The 23,141-nt window shown below is 73.2% G+C and carries 18 protein-coding genes; 3 read left to right on the forward strand and 15 right to left on the reverse strand.

Going from position 1 to position 23,141, the window contains the following annotated elements:
• Positions 1-166: 166 nt before the first annotated feature.
• From ACIBSV_RS08230 to ACIBSV_RS08240, 3 genes are all read left to right on the forward strand, one after another.
• Positions 167-2,215 carry an alkaline phosphatase family protein gene (locus tag ACIBSV_RS08230; RefSeq protein ID WP_395860494.1) on the forward strand — a complete coding sequence of 683 codons (2,049 nt, stop codon included), beginning with the start codon at positions 167-169 and terminating at the stop codon, positions 2,213-2,215.
• A gap of 187 nt (positions 2,216-2,402) precedes the next feature.
• Complete coding sequence (locus ACIBSV_RS08235) at positions 2,403-3,467, forward strand: WxL protein peptidoglycan domain-containing protein (protein WP_395860495.1); 1,065 nt, start codon at positions 2,403-2,405, stop codon at positions 3,465-3,467.
• Between the two features lie 170 nt (positions 3,468-3,637).
• A complete protein-coding gene (locus tag ACIBSV_RS08240; RefSeq protein WP_395860497.1) occupies positions 3,638-4,801 on the forward strand; it encodes a cytochrome P450 in 1,164 nt (387 codons plus the stop codon).
• A gap of 177 nt (positions 4,802-4,978) precedes the next feature.
• Here ACIBSV_RS08240 and ACIBSV_RS08245 read toward each other — a convergent pair whose 3' ends face one another.
• From ACIBSV_RS08245 to ACIBSV_RS08315, 15 genes are all read right to left on the reverse strand, one after another.
• On the reverse strand, positions 4,979-6,028 hold the full coding sequence (locus ACIBSV_RS08245; RefSeq protein ID WP_395860499.1) for a hypothetical protein: 1,050 nt from the start codon (positions 6,026-6,028) through the stop codon (positions 4,979-4,981).
• Positions 6,029-6,110: 82 nt separating this feature from the next.
• Complete coding sequence (locus tag ACIBSV_RS08250) at positions 6,111-7,154, reverse strand: zinc-dependent alcohol dehydrogenase family protein (protein WP_395860500.1); 1,044 nt, start codon at positions 7,152-7,154, stop codon at positions 6,111-6,113.
• Positions 7,123-9,177: an aldehyde dehydrogenase family protein gene (locus tag ACIBSV_RS08255; protein ID WP_395860502.1), complete on the reverse strand. Its 2,055-nt coding sequence runs from the start codon at positions 9,175-9,177 to the stop codon at positions 7,123-7,125. The genes ACIBSV_RS08250 and ACIBSV_RS08255 overlap by 32 nt, the downstream gene beginning before the upstream one ends.
• Positions 9,174-10,169: a helix-turn-helix domain-containing protein gene (locus tag ACIBSV_RS08260; RefSeq protein ID WP_395860504.1), complete on the reverse strand. Its 996-nt coding sequence runs from the start codon at positions 10,167-10,169 to the stop codon at positions 9,174-9,176. The genes ACIBSV_RS08255 and ACIBSV_RS08260 overlap by 4 nt, the downstream gene beginning before the upstream one ends.
• Positions 10,170-10,351: 182 nt before the next feature.
• Positions 10,352-11,596, reverse strand: a complete 1,245-nt coding sequence (locus ACIBSV_RS08265; protein ID WP_395860506.1) for a thioester reductase domain-containing protein — start codon at positions 11,594-11,596, stop codon at positions 10,352-10,354.
• Positions 11,593-12,645: an ACP S-malonyltransferase gene (locus tag ACIBSV_RS08270; protein WP_395860508.1), complete on the reverse strand. Its 1,053-nt coding sequence runs from the start codon at positions 12,643-12,645 to the stop codon at positions 11,593-11,595. The genes ACIBSV_RS08265 and ACIBSV_RS08270 overlap by 4 nt, the downstream gene beginning before the upstream one ends.
• Positions 12,642-13,820: an NAD(P)/FAD-dependent oxidoreductase gene (locus ACIBSV_RS08275; RefSeq protein WP_395860510.1), complete on the reverse strand. Its 1,179-nt coding sequence runs from the start codon at positions 13,818-13,820 to the stop codon at positions 12,642-12,644. Before ACIBSV_RS08275 ends, ACIBSV_RS08270 begins: the two co-directional genes overlap by 4 nt.
• Positions 13,821-13,878: 58 nt before the next feature.
• Complete coding sequence (fabG, locus tag ACIBSV_RS08280; protein WP_395860512.1) at positions 13,879-14,625, reverse strand: 3-oxoacyl-ACP reductase FabG; 747 nt, start codon at positions 14,623-14,625, stop codon at positions 13,879-13,881.
• Positions 14,626-14,627: 2 nt separating this feature from the next.
• On the reverse strand, positions 14,628-14,879 hold the full coding sequence (locus ACIBSV_RS08285) for an acyl carrier protein (protein WP_331770219.1): 252 nt from the start codon (positions 14,877-14,879) through the stop codon (positions 14,628-14,630).
• Positions 14,876-15,979 carry a beta-ketoacyl synthase N-terminal-like domain-containing protein gene (locus tag ACIBSV_RS08290; protein ID WP_395860514.1) on the reverse strand — a complete coding sequence of 368 codons (1,104 nt, stop codon included), beginning with the start codon at positions 15,977-15,979 and terminating at the stop codon, positions 14,876-14,878. The genes ACIBSV_RS08285 and ACIBSV_RS08290 overlap by 4 nt, the downstream gene beginning before the upstream one ends.
• Positions 15,976-17,181, reverse strand: coding sequence for a beta-ketoacyl synthase N-terminal-like domain-containing protein (locus ACIBSV_RS08295; RefSeq protein WP_395860516.1), 1,206 nt, complete (start codon positions 17,179-17,181; stop codon positions 15,976-15,978). The genes ACIBSV_RS08290 and ACIBSV_RS08295 overlap by 4 nt, the downstream gene beginning before the upstream one ends.
• Complete coding sequence (locus tag ACIBSV_RS08300) at positions 17,165-18,166, reverse strand: beta-ketoacyl synthase N-terminal-like domain-containing protein (protein WP_395860518.1); 1,002 nt, start codon at positions 18,164-18,166, stop codon at positions 17,165-17,167. Before ACIBSV_RS08300 ends, ACIBSV_RS08295 begins: the two co-directional genes overlap by 17 nt.
• Positions 18,166-19,410, reverse strand: coding sequence for a beta-ketoacyl synthase N-terminal-like domain-containing protein (locus ACIBSV_RS08305; RefSeq protein ID WP_395860520.1), 1,245 nt, complete (start codon positions 19,408-19,410; stop codon positions 18,166-18,168). The genes ACIBSV_RS08300 and ACIBSV_RS08305 overlap by 1 nt, the downstream gene beginning before the upstream one ends.
• The gene (locus ACIBSV_RS08310) at positions 19,407-20,906 is read right to left on the reverse strand and encodes an AMP-binding protein (protein WP_395860522.1); all 1,500 of its coding nucleotides are present in this window, start codon (positions 20,904-20,906) and stop codon (positions 19,407-19,409) included. The genes ACIBSV_RS08305 and ACIBSV_RS08310 overlap by 4 nt, the downstream gene beginning before the upstream one ends.
• Positions 20,903-22,915 (reverse strand): AMP-binding protein, encoded by a 2,013-nt coding sequence (locus tag ACIBSV_RS08315; RefSeq protein ID WP_395860523.1) that lies wholly within the window; start codon positions 22,913-22,915, stop codon positions 20,903-20,905. The genes ACIBSV_RS08310 and ACIBSV_RS08315 overlap by 4 nt, the downstream gene beginning before the upstream one ends.
• Positions 22,916-23,141 lie beyond the last annotated feature (226 nt).

The following is a 23,141-nucleotide window of genomic DNA, read 5'->3' on the forward strand; positions in this document are numbered from 1 at the left end:
GCTCGGCACGCGACACCCGCTCCACCCGCAGTACGCAGGTGCGCGGTAGGCAACACGAGACAGCCGGGCCGACCGCGCGAACGCGGTCGGCCCGGCGGGCCTGCGGCGGATTGCCCCCGCCGCGGCCCGACCCCACTCCGGTTCATCCACCGAGGGAGTTATCGAAGTGTACGGATCCACCCGAGCCAAACGCGGGATCGCCGCCGCCGCAGTCGCCGCGGTCGCCGTTCCACTCGCCCTGGCCGGCGCCGCGCTCGCCGCCTCGCCGGCCGCGGCCGAAACCCTGCCGTCGCTGCCCGGCGGCACCAAGAAGGCCAAGACGCTGGTCATCGGCATCGACGGCCTGCGCTTCGACAAGCTGCGAAGCGGCGACGCGCCCAACCTCAAGGCACTGATGGCCGGCGGCGTGACCGCGTCGAGCAACCTGTACGCGCAGCCGTTCGCACCCACCGTCTCCGGACCCGGCTGGTCCACCATCGCCACCGGCGTCTGGCCGGACAAGCACGGCGTGCACGACAACTCGTTCGCCGGATCTCAGTACGACAAGTACCCCGACTTCGCGACCCGCCTGGAGACCGCCCAACCGGCCGCCTCCACCCTCGTGGTCGGCGCGTGGGAGCCGATCTCGTCGAAGATCTTCTCGCCGAAGGTCGACGTGCGCGTGTCCACCGACGAGAACGACGACCTCGCCACCGCCGACACCGCGCAGTACCTGTCCACCGGCAACCCCGACGTCGCGTTCATGCACCTGGACGCGGTCGACGGGGTCGGCCACAACAACGGGGGCAGCAGCGTCGAGTACGCACAGGCCGTACGCGAGGCCGACACCCGGGTCGGCAGGGTCCTCGACGCGCTGCGCGGTCGGGCGACCTACGCCCAGGAGGACTGGCTGATCATGGTCACCACCGACCACGGCCACACCGACTCCGGCGGCCACGGCGGCGACACCCCGCAGGAGCGCCAGACCTTCGTCATCGCGAACGGCGGGGGCATGCCCGCCGGCACCGTGCGCGACGACGTGCGCCTCGTCGACATCGCGCCCACCGTGCTCAAGCACGAGGGTGTGCGGATCGACCCGGCGTGGGGCCTGGACGGGCAGCCGATCGACGAGATCAAGGCGGACGCCTTCGACGCGCTGCGACCGACCCTGTCCGAGCGCGTCGACGAGACCGGCATCCCCGCCGGCGTCAAGGGCTTCACCCACACCACGCCACAGGGCTGGTCGATCGACAACTCGGCGATGCCCACCGGCGGCGTGACCGAATGGCGCGGCTGGTCCTTCACCACCGACGAGTTCTTCACCCGCGCCGAGGGCAACGCCCAGGCCCGCGAGGGCAACGTGCGCAGCCGCAACGTGTTCGCCGTCGCCGACTCCGACGAGTGGGACGACAAGGCGCACGCCGCCGGGCAGTTCGACTCGACCCTGGTCTCCCCGGCCTACCCGGTCGAGGGCAAGGCCAAGGCGGAGCTGAGTTACGTCAGCGACTACCAGGTCGACGGCCCGCAGACCGGCGACGTGTATGTGTCCTGGGACGGCGGCGCGCCCAAGCCGATCAAGTCCTACCGCGCGAACACCAACCAGGTCGAGCGTCTGACGCTCGACGTCCCGGCCGGCGCCGAGACCGCGCAGATCCGGTTCCGCTACACCGGCACCAACAGCCGCTTCTGGGCCATCGATCAGGTCTCCCTCACCACGAGCGGGGCCACGAACCCGGGCGGCGGCGACCCGCTGTCCGGCAACCAGGTGATCACCACCACCGTCAAGAACACCGGCGGGCTGACCATGACCGTCGACGGCGGCACGGTCACCCTGCCCTCGCCCGAACTGACCGCCGCGGGCGACCGGTTGGCCAGTTCCGGTGCGCTGAACACCGTGCAGGTCACCGACCTGCGTACGGCCGACCCGGGCTGGAACGTCAGCGGCCAGGTCACCGACTTCGCCGCCGCGGGCGGCGCGGGCGGCGCGGGCTTCGACGGCTCGGCCCTGGGCTGGACCCCGAAGGTCGTCCGGGCCGGCGACGGTCAGCAGGTGACCGCCGGCCCGCCGGTGGCGCCCGCGGCCGACGGCGGCGTCAAGACCGCGCGCACCCTGGGCCGGGCGGTGGCCGGCCACGGTCGCGGCACCGCCGTGCTCGGCGCCGACCTGAGCCTGAACCTGGCCACCACGACCGCACCCGGCACCTACAGCGCGACCCTCACGGTTACCGCGATCTGAGCACCCGCTGCTCCGCTGCTCCGCTTCCGATGATCCGCTGACGTGACACCGTCCCCCGCGCCCGCGCGGGAGACGGTGTCGACAGCGGACACCCCGGCGGCGCGGGGTACGGGCCACCCCGTACCCCGCGCCCACCCGGACCCGACATCACCGACCCCGCCCGGTCCGGGCCGCGAAGGAATCCTTCATGCCCCACCCCCGTCATCGCCTCCACCGGGTTCTCGCCGCGCTCGTCGCCGCCGGCGCCTGCATCGTGTTGTCGTGCGCCACGCCCACCGTCGCGGCCGAACCCGCGCCCACTCCCACCACCTGGTCCGTACAGCCGTCCACCGAACAGGGCCCGGACGTCCGCCCGTTCTTCCGCTACGCACTCGCGCCCGGCGCCCGGCAAATCGACTACGTCGCCGTCACGAACGCCGGCGACGCGCCCCTGACCGTGGATCTGTACGCCCAGGACGCCTTCACCACCGCGGCCGGCGGCTTCGACCTGCTCGCGGCCGGACGCCCGTCCGCCGACGTCGGCGCGTGGATCCGCCTCAAGCAGACGCGGATCACCGTGCCGCCGCGCTCGCGCAGCGACGTACCCTTCGAACTCTCCGTCCCGGACAACGCGTCCCCCGGCGACCACACCGGTGGTGTCGTCGCCTCCGTGACCACTCCCGGACAGGACGCGGCCGGCAGTCGAGTGCTGGTCGACCGACGTGTGGGCACCCGCGTGTACCTGCGGGTCGACGGCCCGCTGCGGCCCGCGCTGGGCACCGGCGGGCTGAGCGCGCGGGTGCACGGCTCGCCCGACCCCTTCGGCGGCGGCCTGACCGTCACGTACACGGTGCGCAACACCGGCAACGTCCGTCTCGGCGCCCGTCCCGAGCTGACCGTGCGCGGCCCCTGGGGCGTGACCACGCGGCACCAACGGCTGGATCCGCTACCGGAGTTGCTGCCCGGTGCCACCTTGACGCGAACCGTGCGCCTGGACGGCGTGACGCAGGCGTTCCTGCTCGATGTCGACCTCGCGGTGCACCCGATGCCGGTACCCGCCGGCCCGGCGGAGACCGGCCCGATCGCCCACGCGCGAACCGAAGTGCGGGCCGTGCCATGGGTCGTGGTGGGAGCATCCGCGCTGCTGCTCGCCGTTCTCGTGTCGCTCGTCGTGCGTCGCCGCCGACGCCGTCGCCGAGGCGGGGAGGAGACCACATCCCACGCGAGGGAGCCGATCCCGCAGCCGATCGGGGCTGGGAGCAACGGATCGTAGCCCCCGGGCCGTTCGCGCGGCGATCATCGGCCGACTCGCGGGCGGTGAATCGACGGTGTCGATGCCTTGCCCGGGCGTTGCGGTCACACGATACTGACGTGAGGTCGCTGTCCGTGTTCCGTGGGGCGGGACGTGTCCGCGCTCGACAGGTGCCCGAGGGGGACCGCTCGATGGGCAGGAGAGTTCCGCGTCGGTTCAGGCAGGATCCGCTGGGGTTTCTCGAGGACCTCTCCCGCCGTCGTTCGGCCGGGGTCTTCCCGCTCCCCTGGGGCGGTTGGTGCGTAGGCGACCCGGAGTTGGCGCTCGCGGTGTTGCGCGACCCGGAGTTCAACGCGGGACTGTCCACCTTCTACGGTGACCTGCTCCCCTCACGACCGGCCCAGATCGCCCTCGGGCACGCGGTCCGGAACGTCCTGCGACCACGATTACCGGAGTACCGGGAGAATCTGGCCGAGGCGGTGGCCGAACTGCCCGCGGCCGGGCGGTGGCCCGAGACCGGTCCCGCGCTGGTTTATCGGTGCACCGCCGACCTGTTGCTCCACCCCTCCGCGGCCCCCGGGTTGCGACACCTGCTGGCCCGATCCGTGGGCGCCGGCCTGCTGATCCGCTCGCCCCTGATGCGCGAGCGCGTACGCGTGGAGTTGCTGCGTCCGCGGCTGTTCGCGGCACTGATCGAGCACATCGGGCAACGCCGCGCGGCAGGCGGCGATCCCGACGCGCCGCGAGACCTGCTCGACGCGGTCGTCGGCGCGTGCCCCGAGAACACCGACGACCGGATCGTGGCCGAACTCTACGTGCTGCTGTTCCGGTCGATCGTGGGGAACGTCGGCTACACCGTGGCCTGGACCGTACTGCTGGCCGCCCTGCACAGCGCGCCGGGCGCGCCGTGGCCGTGGCCCCCCGAGTGGATCGTGCGCGAGGCCGCGCGGCATCGCCCGTTCGTCTGGATGGTCGGCCGCCCGGTGCCGGATCCCGTCGAATTCGGCGGTGTCGAGTTGCGCCCCGGCGCGATCCTGTCGGTCAGCCCCTATCTCCTGCACCACGACGAACGACACTGGAGTCGTCCCGACGCGTTCCGGCCCGAACGCTGGGCACACCCGGACGAGCGCGGCCCCTATCTGCCGTTCAGTGCGGGCCCGTTCATCTGCGCCGGCGCGGCGATCGCCCAGACCATGGCCACCGACGCGGTGGCCGCCCTGGCCGGCGGCGCGCGACTGACCGTCGTCGACGGGGACACCCGTCCGGTCGTGACCAACGCGGCGGCTCCCCAGCCGTTCACCCTGAGCCGCACCACCCGTTCCGTGACCGGATCACCCGCATCCGGGAGGAGGTGAACACCCATGATGGCGATCATCCGACGCATCCTCACGAACACGCCGCCACTGATCTGGAACCCGAAGGACCCGTGGTGACCCCACCCCGGGACGAACGGCCCGCGCGGACGAACACATCGTTCCGCGCGGGCCGTTCGGCACACCCGGCCACCCGTCGGCGGACACCGACGCCGTGGGTCAACCGTTGTGGGCCCGCTCGGCCACCCGGTCGGAGAACAGGGTGACCATCTCCCAGCCCTCGCGCAGGGTTTCTTCGACCCGCTCCACGGACCAGTCGTCGCGGTCGGCCAGCGCCCGATATCCCACCTCCAGGTGTTCCACGTCGGCGCCGTCGTGGAGTTCGAAGTAGCGGCTGCCCGCGAAGCTGGTCAACCCGGCGTTGTGGAACACCAGACCGCTGCCTTCCAGCACCAGATGCGCCAGCACGATGCGGTCGACGGTGCTCGAGGAGGTCATGCGGTCCACGAACCACGAGGATGCCGCGGCGACGACCGGATCACGGCGGGCCGGGCGGCCGGCCCGCGTGCCGCCCAGCAGCGTGTTGTGGCCGAGTTCCTCGGCCAGGTGTTCCTCGGCGAGCCGACGCGAGGGCGTGTCGATCTCCCCCGCGACGCGGGCGGCGATCACCCGCTGGAAGCCGTCGGACCACTGTTGCAGGTGGTCCAGCGCGCGTTGGCGCGATTCCCCGGTGGTGGCGTCGGGATGTGCGACGAGGCGGATCAGGGCGCTGTCCCGGTACCCGGCCATGTACCGTTCGTTCGCCGCGCGCACGGCCGCCACCTCGTGCCGATCGGCGAGGTAACTCACGCGCGGCGACTCGGTGTTCTCGTACAGTCCGGCGCCCTCGAACTGGATCGACAGGGCCCAGAACCCGGTCGGTCCGGTGCCCACGAAGCCGTGGTCGTCGCCCGGCGGGAGCAGCACGATGTCGCCCGGCCCGATCTCCTGCCGGACTTCGCCGAGCGTTCGCCCGGATCCGACCGCCGCGACGACCATGCTCTTGACGGGATGCCGGTGCACGGCCTGCGCCTGGTCGGGGAGCAGCCGTACCCAACTCATCGAGATCCGCGCGAGGTCGGGGATGAACTCCTTGAGGGCGGGATGACGATGGAAGTCCTTCAACAGTCCGATGTCATGGACGGATTCGTCGACGACCACGGAGGTGATCGCCTCGAGGTCGTCCCGGTGGATGATCTGCATGCGGCTCACGGCCTTTCGTTTGCTCACGGTCGTGTGGGTGGTGCGTGGGGCACCGGCGGTACGGGAACAGGCCAACGCATCCCGGGCCTTCAGGGGGTGATCAGGATCTTCAGGGGATGATCAGGACCTTCAGGGCGCTGCGGTCGTGCATGGCGCGGTATCCGTCGGCGATCGATGCGAGGGGGATCGTGCTGTCGAACACCGGTGAGGGGTCGAGGGTGCCGTCGAGCACGCGCGGCAACAGGTCGGGGAGGTAGGACCGGACGGGGGCAATGCCGCCGCGCAGGGTGAGGTTGTTCATGAACAGGGCGCCGACGTCCAGTCCGCGGTCGCTTCCGTGCGGGGCGCCGACCCAGCCGATGGCGCCGCCGGGGCGGGTGACGCCGATGGCGGTACGCATCGCCTCCTCGCTGCCCACGGCCTCGATCGCGGCGTGCACGCCGTGGCCGCCCGTCGCCTCGCGTACCGCCGTCACGGCCGCCTCGCCGCGTTCGGTGATCGTGGTGGCGGCGCCGAACTCGCGGGCGAGGCGCAGGCGGGCCGCGTGTCGGCCCAGCGCGATGACGTGCTCCGCGCCCAGCATGCGGGCGGCCAGGACGGCGCACAGCCCGACCGCGCCGTCGCCCACCACGGCGACGGTCGCACCCGGCCGTGCGCCGGCGCTCACCGCCGCGTGGTAGCCGGTGCCCATGACGTCCGTCAGTGCGAGCAGCGCGCCGAGCAGCCGCTCGTCCGAGGCGGCCTCGGTGGGGACCTTGACCAGGGTGCCGTCGGCGTACGGGACCCGGACGCCCTCGCCCTGGCCGCCGTCGGACCCGACCGCGCCCCACATTCCGCCGTTGGTGCAGGAGGTGGGCAGGCGCTCCGTGCAGAAGACGCAGGCCCCGTCGGACCAGGTGAACGGGGCGATGACCAGGTCGCCGGGGCGCACCGCGCGCACGTGGGAGCCGGTTTCCACCACGGTGCCCAGGAATTCGTGCCCGATGCGCTGTCCGGGCGTACGGGCGGACTCGCCCCGGTAGGCCCACAGGTCGCTGCCGCACACGCAGGCGCGCAGGACTTGGACCACCGCGTCGCCGGGCCGCTGTACGCGGGGGTCGGGGACGTCCTCGACGCGGATGTCATAGGGGCCGTGAATGGTGGTGGCGCGCATGCGTCACGTCCTTGTCCCCGGCGTCGGCGGGCCGGTCTGCGGTCAGGGTGATCAGGTCGAAGTCCGCGACGGGCCGGGCGTCCTGGTTGACGACCTCGACGTGCCAGCGCACTTCGCCGTGACGGGCACCGGGGCGTGCGGTGATCCGCCGGGCGGTCAGGGTGACGGTCAGGGCGTCGTCCGGCCGTACCGGGGCCAGGAAGCGCAGGTTCTCCAGCGCGCGGTTTGCCAGTACGGGCCCGGGTTCGGGCGGCACGAACATGCCTGCCGCGAGCGACAGCACCAGGTAGCCGTGGGCGACGATCCCGCGATAGAGCGGGTGTCTGGTCGCGGTGGCCTCGTCGGTGTGCAAGTAGTAGTGATCGCCGGTGAGTTCGGCGAAGCGGTCGATGTCGGCCCGGGTGACCGTGCGGGGGCCGACCGTCACGGCGTCGCCGGCGCGCAGGTCGCTCAGGTATCGGCGCAGGGGATGTGTCGGGCCGTGCGCGCGTGCGGCGCCCGGTTCCCATCGATCGGTGACCGCCGCCAGATGCCCGGGCGAGGCCCGAACGTTCGTGGTGCTCAGGTGGCGGTGGAGCGGACGAAGGTGTTCGGTGTCGTCCGGAGCGCTTCGGCCGGCGCACGGATCCCTCGGGTCGACGATCTCGACGCGGCTGTGCGTGGGGATCAGCCCGCGGACCAGGTCTCGGGCCCTCGCGGGGTCGTCGGTGACCACCCAGCCGTGCAGGTCACGGCCGCCGAGGGCGAGCGCGTCGCGGATGTCGGCCGACGAGCGGTACGGAACGAGCGTGGCGACCGGGCCGAACGCCTCCACCTCGTGCACCTCGCGGCGTCCCGGGTCGGCGGCGGCCAGCAGCACCGGCGGCATGAACGCGCCGAACCGCCGCTCGTCGGCCATCGCGGCGATCCGGCCCGGCGTCCCGCGGATCGTGCGGGTGACCCCGCGCAGTCGGGCGACACCCGCCAGGACGCGGTGTCGATGGGGCGAGTCGATCAGCGGCCCCATGCCCGCTCCGGTGGTGTAGGGGTCACCCGGTCGGATCTCGTCCAGGGCAGCGGCGGCCGCGTCCGCCACCGCGTCCAAAAGCTGCGCCGGTACGAAGGCGCGGCGTACCGCCGCCCGCGTCTGACCCGCGTGCGCCGTCATGGCGGCGACCAGTCGGTCGACGAACAGCGCGAAGGCCGCCGTGCCCGGTGCGGCGTCGGCACCCAGTACCGCGCAGTCCAGGGCGTCCGTGGCGTAGTCCTCGTGCGGTGCGGCGGCAAGCGTCGCGATCCGACCGCGCAGTCGTCGGGCGGTGGCCGAGGTCCCGGTGAAGGAGAGCAGGTCGTGGGCGGTGAGGTGGTCGGCCAGGCAGGTGGGTCCGGACACGAACTGGAGTGCTCCGTCCGGGATTCCGTCGCACTCGGTGATCCGTCGCACCAGGTGCGCCGCCACCTGGGCGGTGCGGTGCGACGGCCGGACGATGACGGGCGTGCCCGCGAGGAAGGCGTGGGCGAAGGCGCCGAGCATGGTGGTCGCGGGCAGGCTGAAGCCGCTGATCTGCACCGCGACACCGGGCGGCCGGTCGAGCACGGACCGGGTCGCCGAACCCCGTACCCCGAAGGGCGGGTCCACTCCGTCTCCCGCCAGGAGCCGGCCGTCCGCCGTCGCGCCGGCGTCGGCCAGACGGCGGGTGAGCGCCGCGGCGCAGTGCCGCATCGTTGCCAGCCCGCTGTCGATGTCCTGTGCGGCGTCGGTCGGCGAGCTGCCCAGGTGGGCGAGGAGGCGGACGAACTCATCGCGGTGGCCCGCGAGATGACGTGCCAGCCGGTTGGTCCGCCGGGCCCGCTCGGCGAATTCGGTGCCGCGCAGCGCGGGGATGCCCACCGAGCGGGCGTACCCGAACGCCGGGGCGGCGTCGATCGCGGTCGTGGTGACCCGGAAGACCTCGTGTCCGTGCACCGCGTGTCGGCGCGTGGTCCCGGAGTCGGCGGGTGTGTGCCATCGGCCGCACAGGTAGTGCGGCACCGGGCCGGTCAATGTCGGCTCCCTTCACCCGGCGCGCACAGGACGGGTTGGCGTGCCGCGATATCCGTCGTTTCGACTGCTCCGGTGCCGCTCGGCGTGAATCCGGCCTGTGCCGCCGAGCGGAACACGGAAGGCGACAGCGAGTAGGTGGCCTTGAAAGTGCGCTGGAAATGGCTGAGGTCCCGATAACCGACCTTGACGCAGATATCGGCCACCGGCAGGCTGCTTTCCATCAGCAGTGCACGTGCGAGTTCCATACGCAGCTCCGTGACGAAATCTATGAATCTGTGACCGGTCCGCTTTTTGAAGGTCCGCGAGAAGTGGTATTTGCTCATGTGCGCGGCTCGGGCGGCGAGTCCGAGTGTCAGTTCGTTGTCGGCGAATCTCTCCCGGATGAAGGCCACGGCGGTGTCGACCTGGTCGGCCACCGGGTCGTCCCCGGGGCGCTCGACAGGCGTGGGTGCGCTGGGCGCGTCCGCGCGCAATCGGCCGGTGAACCACAGGAGTTCCTCGACGAAACCGCTCAGCGTGCCGTGCGGCGTCTGGGCCCGCGTCTCGGGCGAGGCGGCGGCCGGGTAGCCCGGCACGGTCAGCGCGCTGGGGATGACCACCGCGTCCAACGCGGCCAGCACGATCCGGAGATGATCCACCGCGTGGGTGTCGCGGGCGGCGCTCACCGAGACCAGGCCCACCGGTTTGCGCCGTACCGGGCCGCCGTCGAGATGGTCCAGGGCGAGTTTGATCTCGCCGGAGCAGGAGTTGTTGCGCACGGCGGTCAGCAGCACCAACGCGTGGGCGCGTGCGGCCGAGGCGCGAAGCAGTTCGCGGGGCACGGCGTCGCGGCCGGCCGGCCCGACCCGAAGCCATTCCGGTCGGCGGCCGGCGACCGTGCCGATCGTGGTGCGCAGACCGGGAAAGAGTTGCGTTCCGTCGGAGGAATACTCCGGGGTGTCACTGACGATGAGAATGGCAGGAGGAATCGTTAACGCGAACGGTTGGACCATGGTCGAGCTCCCCGTGGATCGTGTCTCGATAAGACTAGGGAGGCGCGCGTCAAGGCCGTGTGAGGGTTGTTCGCTCCGGCATCGGTGTTTCTTTATGCCGACGATAGGATTCGAGTATCGACCGGGCCGGCGCCGTCGGAAAGGACCGGCGTCCCGACTGTTTCCGAAAATTCGGTTGCCCATTATGCAGGGGATTGTGTGGCGGCGGACGGCAGGAAACCCACGGACTCGAAGTAGTCGAGATGGGCGTTGATCAGCCCGCCGTCGATCGGCGGGCACGCGATGTCGGCGTCGCCCGCACCGTCCGGGACGACCCCGGCGTCACCGACGGGCGGGCGGGCGGTTCCGCCGAGCAGGGCCCGGTAGGAGGCCAGCAGCAGGCTCGCCCTGGTGAGGGCGCCGTCGTACCCGTGCCGCGCGTCCCACAGGCGGGTGAGCCACACGTCGGGCGGCACCGTGTCGATCGGAAACCGCTTCGCCACGTGCCCGAACAGTTCGCGCAGCGGCATCCCGGAGGAATTCAGCAGGTAACGCACGGGCGGCACGGGCCGGTCCGCGGCGTGCCCGTGCACGATGGCGCGGGCCACATGGTCCACGGGCGTGAAGGACACCCGGGAAACGGTGACGTCGGGAGCCGCTCCCAGGAGTACGACCGCGCGCACCAGGTTCCAGATGGCGTCGTCGAGTTGGCAGGCGCCCGTGATCGAGTGGCCGCTGATCCGCCCGGGGCGGTAGAGAGCGACCGGCACACCCCGCTCGCCGGCCTGGAGCACCAGCCGCTCCGCGACCCACTTGCTCGTCACATAACCGACTGCCGGCGTCCCGGGCGGCGGGGGTTGCCCGGCCGGGTCGGTGGGATCGGTGGACAGCGCCGCGGTGGAGACGAAGTGCACCGGTTTCACATGGTCCGCGCAGGCCAGCCGCAGTACTTCCGCGGTGCCTCGTACGTTGGCGTCGCGAAGCGGTTCGTAGCCCGCGACGTGACTGACCCGCGCCCCGCTGTGCTGGATGATGTCGATGCGCTCGGCGAGTCGCGACCATTGTCGCGGAGCCAGCCCGAAGCGGGGTCGAGTCAGGTCGCCCGTGATCGGGACGACCCGGGCGGCCGTGTCGGCGTCCCACAGCAGGTAGCGCCGCATCGTCTCCTGGAGGCGATGTCGCGCGTGCTGCGGGGTGTCGGCACGGACCAGGCACCACACGTCGTCGTCGGTGCGGTCCAGGAGTTCGCGCAGCAGGAAGGCGCCGAGGAAGCCGGTCGCGCCGGTGAGCAGAACGCGGCGGTCGGATCCGGACCGGCGCGGCGCGGACGGGGCGGACGCGGCCGGGACGATGTCCGGGTCGAGCAGCGCGTCCGTGCGCGGATCCGCGCCGCGCGTCGCGGGTCCGGTTCGGGCGGGGGCCCGGGCGGGGATGTCTTCGCGGATCATGTGACGCCTCCCGAGCGTCGGCGGCGGACGGGTGTGTCGGGTCGCGGCGGATCGGGCGAGCGGTCGGTCCGGTGATCGTGGCCGAGGGGCGTCCGAGACTGTGTCCGCGGGTGCGACGGGGACTGCGGGGACGTCCGCGGCCGTGCCCGCTCGGGTGCCGTCGGCCGCGCGGCCGGCTCGCCGATCCCGACGAAGGGCGTCGCCCGGTCCCTGCGCCCGAGTCGGAGCAGCGTGTCCCCGGGTCCCGCGTCGATCAGTCCGGGGACCCCGAGGTCGCGGACCGCGTGCATCGCCTCGCGCCAGCGGACCGGGAGCACGAGCCCTTGCGCCAGTCGCTCGCGAACCTGCTCGGGGTCGGTGTGCTCCCGCGCGTCGATCGCCGAGACGAACCGTGCGGTGCCCGGGCGGAAGTCGACGGCCTCCAGTCGGCTGCGCCAGAGTGGGACCGCGTCCATCATGAGCGGACTGTGGAAACCCCCGGCGATGGGCAACGGTTCGGCGCGCAGGCACAGTTCGGCGGCCAGCCGCACGGTCTCGCGCACGGCCGCGGGGTCGCCGGACAGTACGACCTGGCGCGCGCCGTTGAGGCCGGCGATCTCGAGGATGCCGCCGCGCTCGGCCAGCACGCGGCGGCGCAGCCACTCGACGTCGGCCGGTCCGGCGCCCACCACCGCGACCATGGCCCCGGGCCGGCGGAGGTTCTGCGCACGGCACAACGCGCCGCGGGCGACCGCCAGGTCGAACGCGTCGTGCGCGTCCAGGAATCCGGCGCACGCGGCGGCGGTGAGTTCGCCGAGGCTGTGTCCGACCGTCACGGGTGGACGGGCACCCGGCCCGAATGCCGCCTCGACGGCGGCGATGCCCACGGCGCAGGTGGCGGGTTGGTTGACGGCGGTGTCGGTGAGGTCCAAGGCGTCCGGGTCGGCCGCGTCGAAGGTGTCCAGCAGGCGGGCCACGAGCGCGTGCCGGTGGTGGGCGTGCAGGGCCGCGGTGAGCGCCGCCGCCTTGGTGCCCTGCCCGGGAAAGGCGATGCCGAAGCCGGTGGTCATATGCGTACCCGACCCTCCTGTAGTACGTCCGTCATGTCCGGGGCGGGACCGGCCGCCCGGTCGAGGAAGCGCTGGGTCAGCGCGGGATCGTCCGCGATCGCCGCCAGCCGGCCCTGCCCGCGGTCGGGACGCAGTCGCGCCAGCGCGAGGGCGTCGGTGTAGCGGTCGGCGAGCAGCCGGTCGCGGTGTCCGGCGAAGCGCCGCAACGCCGCCCGCAGCAGTGGTTCGTCGTGCAGGTCCGTGCCCACGCAGGCGGTGAGCAGGGCGGCTTGACGAAAGGCGGCGGTGATGCCGTCCGCGGTGATGGAGTCCTTGTGGTGGCCGGCGTCGCCGACCAGCGCCCACCCCGGGCCGAACGCGCGGCGGAAGAAGTTGAGTTGCGCGCCGCAGCCGAAGAGCCGCTCCACCCGGGTGCCGGCCCGTGCCCGGTCGTGCAGTTCGGGCGCCGCAGCGGCCAGGCCCTCGAGGTAGCCGGCCTCCGGATCGGCCCGCAGCGCCGCGTACGCGGCCTGCGGGCGATAGACCCCGATCAGCGTGCGTCCGTCGTTGGTCGGGACGCAGCCCACCCAGTGTCCGCGCACGGCGTACGCCTCGAACCGGTCCGCGGGCACGCCTTCCCAGTAGCCGTAGTAGACGCAGCTCAGCACCGGGTTCTCGCGGGTCACCGGGGCCCGTACGGAATCCGCCACGACGGACCGCATGCCGTCCGCGCCGACGACGAGCGTGGCGGTGTCGGTGCCGGTGCTCGCCCCGGTGCGCCATCGCACGCCCACGGCCCGGTCGCCGTCGAAGACCACGTCCGTGACCCGGCACCGCTCGCGGAACTCGACTCCGGCGGCGGTCGCGGCCTCGGCGAGGATGGTGTCGAGCAGATACCGGCGCGGCGCGTAGGCCGCACCGATTCCCCCGATCGGCGTCGGCGCGCCCGCCAGGGTCACCTCTCCCATGCGGTGTGTCGCGGCCGTGATCGGTGGGCAGCCGGTGGCCGTGACGCGGTCCAGCAGGCCCCACGCGTCGAGCAGTGCGCTGCCCGGTTGATGGATGTAGAGGGTGGAGAGCGTGTCGCGGGGAAATCGGGCCCGTTCCAGCATCAGGACGCGGTATCCGGCACGGGCGAACAGCATGGCCGTCGGCGCGCCGGCGCAACGGGCGCCGACGACGATCACGTCGTACATGACGAACTCCTGCTTCCGGGGCACCACTTGCGCCGTCGTGAGGGTTTCGGTCGGGTGCTCACAGGATCAGCCCGCCGTCCACACCGATCACCTGACCGTTGATGTATCGGGCCCGATCCGAGGCGAGGAACGAGACCAGGTCGGCGACCTCCTCGGGGCTGCCCGGTCGGCGCAGCGGGATCCGGTCGAGGATGGACGCCTTTGCCGCGCAGGGCAGTTCCGCGGTCATGTCGGTGTCGATCAGGCCGGGGGCGACCACGTTGGAGCGCACCCCGAAGCGGCCGAGTTCCCGGGCCAGTGACGTGGTGAAGCCGACGATCCCCGCCTTGGACGCGGCGTAGTTGCTCTGTCCGGCGCTGCCGTGCGCGGCGGCGACCGAGGACAGGGTGAGGATGCAGCCGCCGCCGTGCCGCATCAGCGCGAGAGCGGCGGCGCGGCACACGTGGTAGGTCCCGTCCAGGTTGGTGCGGATCACCTCGTCCCAGTCCTGGTCGGACATGCGTGCCAGCGGCCGGTCGCGAACGACGCCGGCACACGTGACCAGGGTCGACAGCGGCCCCAGTCGCGCCTCGGCGACGGCGACGAGGGCGCGGGCCTCGTGCGCGGCCGAGACGTCGGCCCGGTGCGCCACGACGGTGGCGCCGGCCGCGCCGGCCTCTGCCACGACCTTCGCCGCGGCGTCCGGTCGGGACCGGTAGCAGAAGGCGACGTCGAATCCGTCCGCGGCCAGTCGGTTCACCACGGCCCGTCCGATGCCGCGCGATCCTCCGGTCACCACCGCGACCGGCCGCCCGGTGTCCGCCATGCTCAGGCCGCCCCGAGCCGGGCCGACAGGAAGGCGTGTACGGCGTCCACCGAGGTGAGTTCGGCGAATTCGGACTCCGCGAGCCGCACACCGTAGCGCTTCTCCAACTGCACCATGAGCTCCATCGTGGTGAGCGAGTCGATACCGAGGTCGACGGCGAACTCGCTGTCGTAGGCGACCATCTCGTCGGCGAGTTCGAGTTCCTCGACGAAGAAGTCGCGCAGTTCCTCGCGGGTGGGGATGGGCTTGGTCATGGTCGGTGTCCCTTCGTGGTCGCCGGCGGCGTGCCGTGCGTCTTTCGCGTGCTGTCCGTGCCGTCCGTGTTGTCCGTGCTGTTCGTGCTGTTCGTGTTGTCCGTGCTGCGTGGGGGGCCGGTGTACGGGGTGATGTCGGTGATCGAGAGGTGGCCGTGGGCGGAGGCGGCGACGACCGCGACGCGATCGGCGAGGCCGCCGGCGGTGCCGAGCCGACCGACGACGCGGCGCACCGGGGTCAGGCAACCGCCGCCGGTCGCCGCGGGAACGGTGGTGATCTCGCCGTCCGGGGCGAGTTCGGTCAACCGTGCGGCGACGGCCGCGCCGATCGCGGAGTCGTCGAGCACGGTGTCGATGTGGTGCGGCGCCGCACCGTCCTGGGCGAGTTGCTCCCACAACACCTCCAGGACGGCCCGCGCGCTGTCGGGGTCGGGAAGAAACGCGCTGTACGTCGAGCAGTAGCCGTACACGCCGGCACCGCCGGTCGGTGTCTCCTCGGGTTCGCAGACCACGACCGCGGCTCCGATGTCGGCCGGCACGGCGCCGGATCGGGCGCCGGCCTGCTGTGCGGCCGAGGGTGGTTCCTCCACCGCGCCGGCCAGGACGACCGACGCGCGCCCGGCGGCCAGTGCGCGTGCGGCGCTCTGGAGTGCGTCCAGCCCGGCCACGGCCGGTGAGTTGGTGGTCAGGTCGAAGCCGCGCAGCAGGTGTTCGGGCGCCAATCGGGCCGCGAACATGCTCATCGCCATGTACGGAACGCGGGCGGGCGGCAGTTCGGCGGCACCGAGGTCGATGATCGTTCGGTCGAACTCCTCGATCAGGGCCGCGCCGGCGTTGTTGGTTCCCACCACCGCGGCCCGGCGGTGTGCGGGGACCTCGGTGAACCACGGGCCGGTGTCGAGCGCCGCCGCCCTGGCCGCGGCGAGCAGGTGGAGGCAGCCGGCGGGCAACCGGCGATAGCCGCGCCCGGGCAGGGCTTCGGCGACCTCGAACCAGCCGGGAATCGGCGCGAGTCGCGGTCCGAGCGCACGGTCGGGCCGGTTCGCGCCGGGGGTGATCACCCCCAGGCCGGTGACGCGCATCCGCGCCGGGGCGATCATGCCGACCACGCCGTTCCGGCAAGCGCGAAAGAGGAGTTGTTGCCGCCGAAGGCACAGGTGTTCACCAGGACCGCCGGGCGTTCCAGGCGCAGCGGGCCCTCCCGGGGAAGCCACACGTCGCATTCCGGGTCCTGCTCCATGGGGGCGTTCGCGGGGATCCGCGCCCGGGACAGGATCAACGCGGAGGTCAGGCAGGCGAAGATCCCGGCCGCCGCGGAGGTGTGTCCGATCATCGCCTTGAGCGCGAACAGCGGTAGCGGGTCCGCCACTTGCTCGAACACTCGACGCAGCGCCCGGCTCTCCACCGCGTCGTTGAGCGGGGTACCGGTCGCGTGCGGCAGCACACAGCCCACCTGGTCCGGGCGCAGCCCCGCGTCGGCGAGGGCCTCGTGCATCGCACGCACGAGCTGGGCCGCGTCCGGATCGGGCGCGGTCGGGTGCAGGGCGTCGCAACTCCACGCCACGCCGGCGAGTTCCGCGTAGGCGCGGGCCCCGCGCCGTCGGGCGTGTGCCGCCGATTCCAGCACGAGCATCGCGGCGCCGTCGCCGAACATGGTACCGGCCCGGTCCCGGGCGAAGGGGCGGCAGCTTCGCGGGTCGGCCGCGCCGAGCCGGTCGAATCCGCCCATGCCGACCCGGGTGACCCCGTCCGCGGCGCCGACCAGGACCACGGACGCCTCACCCGAGCGGATCATGTCCGAGGCGATGCCGAGCGCGTACCCACCCGCCGAACAGGCGTTGCCCACACTGATGTTGCCCCGGCGTGAGCCGATGGCCGCACCCACGGCCGCGGCGGCGACCGCGAGCGGTGTCCACCGCGGGCGGCCGGCCCCGTCGGCGCCGCGCCGCTCCTCCTGCACACTCGCGTTTCCCATTTCGCAGCCCATGACCACGGGCACGTCGGCGCGGTCGGGATGCTCGATCCCGGCGTCGTCGAGGGCTTCGAGCGCGGCTGCGACCGCCATCCGCGGCACGGCGCCGAGCGGGACGCCCGCGTGCCGGCGCGGCTGCTCGGGGACGGCGGCCCCGGGCACCCGGTACATCCGGGTGGCCCGCATGTTCAGGTGCGGCAGGTCGACCTCGCGCGGTGCGGCGCCACCGGTGAGCAGCGCGTTCCAGTACGCGCCGACCCCGGCCCCCAGGCAGGAGACGGCGCCGAGGCCGGTCAGCACGGCCCTGCGTTCGTCATGCCTCGGTGTCATGCGGACCACCTCCCGCGCGAACCGGTTCGGGGCGGGTGAGCAGCACGGCCGCCACACCGCTGGGATCACCCTCGCCGTCGGATCCGGCGCCGATGTGGTCGTCGCCGGCGACGGCCAGCACCGAGTCGTCGCCCGACCGGTCGAACCAGGCCGCCGCGGCCGCGCATTGCAGTACTCCCAGCGCGCCCGAGCACCGGCCCAGCCGGGCGGTCAGGTCCAGCGCCGACGCCTGCGCGCCGGCCGCCACCCACCGTACGATCGGACGGTCGTACGCCTTCGTCGCCTGCCCGACCGCGTCGGCGCGTCCGGCCGCTCGGCCGTAGCCGGTGATCACCGCGCGCGCTCGCACGCCGCGGGCGCGGGCGTGTTCGGGCTTTTCCACGACCAGACAGGCCGCGCCGTCCAACCACGGTCCGCCGCCGTGCTCACGGTGCAACCGGGCCACCGGCGCGGTGTCCGGTTCGACGCCGACCACGACGGCGGCCTCGGCGCGGCCGGCGGTGAGCAGCGCCGCGGCCCAGAACACGGCGTCCAGCCCGCCGGTCGTGCCGCTGCACAGGGTGATGTTGGGTCCGCGCAGGCCGTGCGCGATCGCCACCCAGCCGGCGGTGACGTTGCTCGACATGTGCGGGACCCGGATGGGGCTCAGGCCGGTGACGGTCTCCGCCGCGATGGTGTCGGTGAAGTCGCAGACGGTGTCGAGGTTGCCGAAGTTGCTGCTGACGATGACCGCGGTGGCCGCGGGATCGCGCAGCGCCACGCCGTCCAGGGCTCGGCGCACCGCGTGCAGGGCCAGCCGGGAGGCGCGGTCCTTGTGCCGCATGCCCGCGCCGGCGCGACCGGCGTCCGGATCGCGGTCCGCGGTGGCAGCCCCGACTCCGGCTTCGGCCGGCTCCAGCAGGTCGTATTCGTCGCGCAGGCCGGAGACCGCGAGAGCGCAGCCGGTGATCACCGGTGCCGCCTCGTGCGGCGTCCCGGCGGGCATCACGGCGCCTTCCCCACGACGGCGACGGCGTTGATGCCGCCCAGGCCGATCGCGTTGATCTGCGCGGTGGCGAAGCTGTCGAAGGCGGGCTCGCCCGCGACCAGGCGCAGGTTCGCGGCTTCGGGGATCGGGTCGCGCAGGCCGGCGATCGGCGGGAGTTGCCCCGACCGCAGCGCCAGTACGGCGACGACCAGGCTCATCAGGCCGGAGCCGCCGCAGGTGTGCCCCAGTCCGGATTTGATCGAGGTGACCAGCGGTCCGGGCCGGGACCGTCCGAACACCTCGCCCAGGACTTGGGATTCGACCACGTCGTTGTGCCGGGTGCCGCTGCCGTGCACGACGACCAGGTCGACGTCCTCGGGCCGGACCGCGGCTCGCCGGTGGGCCTCGCGCACGGCCGCGGTCACGCTCGCCGGGTCGGGCACCGTCGGATGGGCGGCGTCGCAGTTCATCGCGACGCCACGCACCTGTGCGTGGGCTGGTCGGTGGTGGGCGCCGGCCCTGCGCACCACGACGGCCACCGCGCCCTCGCCCATGACCATGCCCCTTCGGTCGCGGTCGAATGGGCGGATCGACTGCGGCGCCGGGCTCTGCACACGGTCGAGCCCGCCGAAGGCGCTCTCGGTGAGGGAGTCGGTGCCGGCCACCACGACGGTCTCCGCCATGCCGAGCGCGATCAGGTCGGTGGCCATGCCCAGGGCGTACAGCGACGCGGCGCACGCGCTCGCCACGGTGTGCGTGCGGGTGGTCCCGAACGCGTCGCGCATCGCCCGGGCGAAGTGCAGGTCGGTGGGTTCCAACTCGGTGCCGTCGCGCCACCACAGTTCCGCCGAGCGCAGCTCGCGCAGGGTGGTTCCGACGATCACCGGGATGTCCGCCATCCCTCCGGGCCGCGACCCCTGGTGCGGTGCGCCGCCGCCCGGGTCCGCGTCCGTGCGCCCCGCTTCGCCGAGTCCGGCGTGGGCCGGTCCCGACCCGTCGGCCGGTCCCCCATCGCCCAGGCCCGCGTCCGCGAGCGCGGCGGCGACCGCCGCGCGCAGCCAACGGGTGGCCCGGCCGGGCTCGTCACGGCCCGGCACGGCGCGATCGTCGATCTCGTACGCGTTCTTCACCCGGTACCCGGTGCTGTCGAACGCGCGCAGCGGGCCGACCCCGCTCTCGCCTCGGCACAACGCCCGGTGGATCGCCCGCGGTTCGTCCGCGAGACAGGTGACCGCGCCCATTCCGACGATGTCCCAGGTCATCGGGTCTCCTCGGGGGTGCGCAGCCGGTAGCGGGCGAGTTTTCCGGTGGAGGTGGTCGGCAGCGCGTCGATGAGTTCGATCCGCGAGGGGCGTCGGTGTGGCGGCAACCGGTCGCGCAGGGCGCGCAGGGCGTTGCGGCGCACCTCCTCCGGCGCGGCGCCGGACGCGGGAACGGCGTAGGCCACGGCTTGTTGCAGGCCGGCCGGGTCCCGGTCGGCGACGACGGCGCAGTCGGCGATGCCGTCGGTCGCCTTGAGCAGTGCCTCGATCTCCGCCGGAGCCACCTTGTGGCCGCCGATGTTGAGCAGGTCGTCCGTACGGCAGACGTGCCGGAAGTCCCCGTCGGGGGTGCGGTGCACGACGTCGCCCGGGTAGACGCCGCCGTCGGCGAACGTGCGCGCCTGGGCCTCGGGCCGGTCGATGTAGCCGAGCGCGGCGGACGCGGACGCGATGTGCAACCGGCCGTGGGTCCCGGTCGGCACCGGCTGCCCGTGTTCGTCGCGGACGGTCGCCGTCACGCCCGGCACCGGGTTGCCGGTGGATCCGTGCGGCGGAGCGTCGGCCGCGGTGGCCAGCACGATGTGCAGGACCTCGGTCGCGCCGAGGCCGTTGACCAGTGGGAATCCGAAGGTCTTTGTGGTGCGGCGGGCGAGGTCGGCGGGCAGGTGCTCGCCGGCGGCGACCGCGAGGCGGATGGCGGAGGTGTCCGGCGCCGCTCCTCGGTCGGCGACCGCGCCCAGCAGGGATTCGTACACCCTCGGCACGGCACACAGCACGGTCGGCCGGTACCGGTCGATCGCGGTGCTCACGCTGAACGCGTCGACGGGGCCGGTGAGCAGCGCCGAGCCGGCGCCCGCCGCGAGCGGGAACAGCAGCGAGTTGCCGAAGCCGTAGCCGAAGGAGAGTTTGGCGGTGGACAGGACGGTGTCCGACTCGGTCAGCCCGAGCACGCCGCCGAACCCGTTCAGCACGGCGAGCAGCCCGCCCATGGAGTGTCGGACGCCGCGCGGCCGGCCGGTGCTGCCCGAGGTGTACTGCACCAGCACCTCGGCTCCCTCGACGAACCTCGCGGGTGCGCCCGGGTCGACGAACGCCCGCTCCCCGTCCCGCTGTTCGTGGCGGAAGCCGAGCGGGCCCAGGGCCGCGGCCAGTTCGTCGCGGCGCTCGTGCACCAGGTCGAGATCCGCGTACTCGGCGGCGCAGTCCCCGGCGATGAACACGAGCTCGGCGTCGCGGAGCATCGGGCTGAGCACGACCGGCACGCAGCCGTGCCACCACAGGCCCAGGACGGCGACGATCGCGTCCACCGTGTCGTCGGAGACCACCAGGGCGCGGCATCCCCGGCGGATCCCGCCGGCCGCCAGTGCGCCGGCGTACCCGCGCGCCGCCTCGGTCAGTTCGGCGTAGGTCATCGCACCGGTGCGGTCGGTGACGCTCGTACGGCTGCCCCGGCCGGCCGCGGTGTGCCGCAGCAGGAGCAGGTCGACGGGGTTCATCGGGAGCCTCCGTCGTCGGCACGCGGGTCGCTGCCGACGCCGTGCCGACGCAGGGCGGCGAGCACGTCGGCCAGGCAGTCCAGTCGGGCCGCCTCCTCGGCGGCGAACCGCACCTCGAAGGCGCGTTCGACCCGCGCGACGAATTCGGTCTTCTGGAGCGAGTCCATCTCCAGTTGTGCGTGGAAGGCCGCGTCGGGCGTGATCCGCTCGGGTTCCGTCTCCAGCACCGCGGCGGCGATCGCACGCACACCCGCCGGCGTGGCGGTCGCGTCCGGGGTGGTTCGGTGGGTCGTCGATTCCTCCCGCCGGGGTGGGCGGTTCGGTTCCCGGACTGCCGCCACGGATCCCCGTGCCGCGGCGGCCAGATGGCCGGGCAAGTCCCGGTACTTCTCCCGCAGGTGCCGTTTGAGGACCTTCCCGGTCGCGCCGACGGGCAGGTCCGCGTCGTCGGCGGCGAGCTCCAGGGCGGCCAGGTCGGGCTGACCGGCCGCGGCGAGCGCGGTGTTGGCCCGATCGAGGAGTCCGGCCGGGTCCGCGTGCCCGCCCCGCAGCCGGACCACCGCCACCGGCACGCTCGCGCCGCGATCGCCTCCCGCGACCACCGCGCAGTCGGCCGCTTCGGGCAGCGCGAGCAGGATCACCTCCTCCATCAGGACGGAGTGGCCCGGCGATCCCGTGGTGTGGATGGTGTCCACGACGCGGTCGACGTGGAAGTAGTGGTTCTCCGCGGTTCGGCGCACCAGGTCCCCGGAGAGGAACCAGCCGCCGAGGAAACTGCGGTGGTAGGTGTCCGAGTCGTTCCAATAGCCGGTGGTCACCGATTCGCCGCGGACCCCGAGCATGCCCACCTCCTCCACGTCGGCGTGCGTTCCGTCCTCGCGCAGTACCGCCACCTTCATCGCGGAGCCGGGCCTGCCGAGGTGGCGCGGGGACGAGGGTGTGTCGGGTGCCGTGGAGCGGCGCAGCGCCGCCCACCCGAGTTCGGACGAGCCGAGGATGTCGTTGAAGACCGAGCCCGATACGGCATTGCCCGCCGCGGTGCGCCCGCCCATCCGTACCAGCGACCGTACGTGCGCCTCGTGGGCGGAGTCGCCCACGTTCACCCAGTCCGTCACCGACGTGAAGTCCGCCGGGTCCGGGTCCGAGACGGCGAGTTCGGCGAGGGTGTGGTTGAAGGCGAAGATCGTCGTCGGCCGGTGCGCGGCGGCGGCGCGGGACAGGCCGGCGGCGCTGCGGTCGGCGGAGGCGACCACGGGCAGGCCCGCCGCCAGCGCGAAGAAGGTGATCGCGATCGCCGCCCCGTGGCTGAGGGGCGCCGCGCACAGCAACAGCGAGTCGTCGGGTTCGGGTTGGGTGGCGAGCCGGAACCGGGTGCCCGCGACGCTCTGCCGGTGGGTCCAGGTGACCAGTTTGGGTCGGCCGGTGGTGCCGGACGAATGGCACAGGAAGATCGGGTCGTTGTCGCCGTGCCGGTATCTCGCCTTGTCGGGCGGTTCCGGGTTGCCGAGCCCGGCCGCGTCCGCGCGGGTGTGCGTCCAGCGCAGTCCGGGCAGTTCCCGGTGCCGCCCGGCGAGGAGTTCCAGGTGCGCGGGGTCGGTGTACAGGCCGACCGGGTCGGCGCGGTCCATCAGGCCGAGCGCGAGCTCGGGCGGCATCCGGCCGTTGACGAGGACCGCGATGGCCCCGATCCGGGCGAGGGCGGCCAGGTGCACGTGGTCTTCGAAGGAGTCCTCGATGTAGATGGCGACCCGGTCGCGCGGCCGTACGCCCCGGTCGAGGTAGTGGCACGCCCACGCGTCGGCGAGGGCGTCGAGCGCGGCGATGCCGAACTCCCGCTGCCGGCTCCCGTCGCCGACCACGAGCGGCGGGTCCGACACGAGCAGGGGTGCGTCGGGGGCCCGGCTGTGTTCCAGCGCGGTACGCCAGAGGTTGCCGCCCCCGAGCCGGGTGTCCCGGGCCAGGGCGATACGTGCCGATCGGGGGAGCAGGGTGTGTCGGGCGGAGAGCATGGGGTCCCCGATTCTCGGTGGGAAGAAGGGAAGCGCTCCCGCCCGGCGCGTCGACGACGCCGACGCGGCGGCCTTGCGGGAACGGGTCCAGTGCACCCATGCCGGGCGGCCGGGGGCAACCGGTTGCGCCCCCGGGTCGCGGGGTTGAGCAACATTCACCGCATGTGGGGCCGGACGTTCGCGTCCGCGCAACCCAGCCGATTGCGACGGCACTTGCCCGGCGCGT

It is taken from the genome of Embleya sp. NPDC050154, from assembly GCF_044460165.1.
Classification (GTDB): domain Bacteria; phylum Actinomycetota; class Actinomycetes; order Streptomycetales; family Streptomycetaceae; genus Embleya.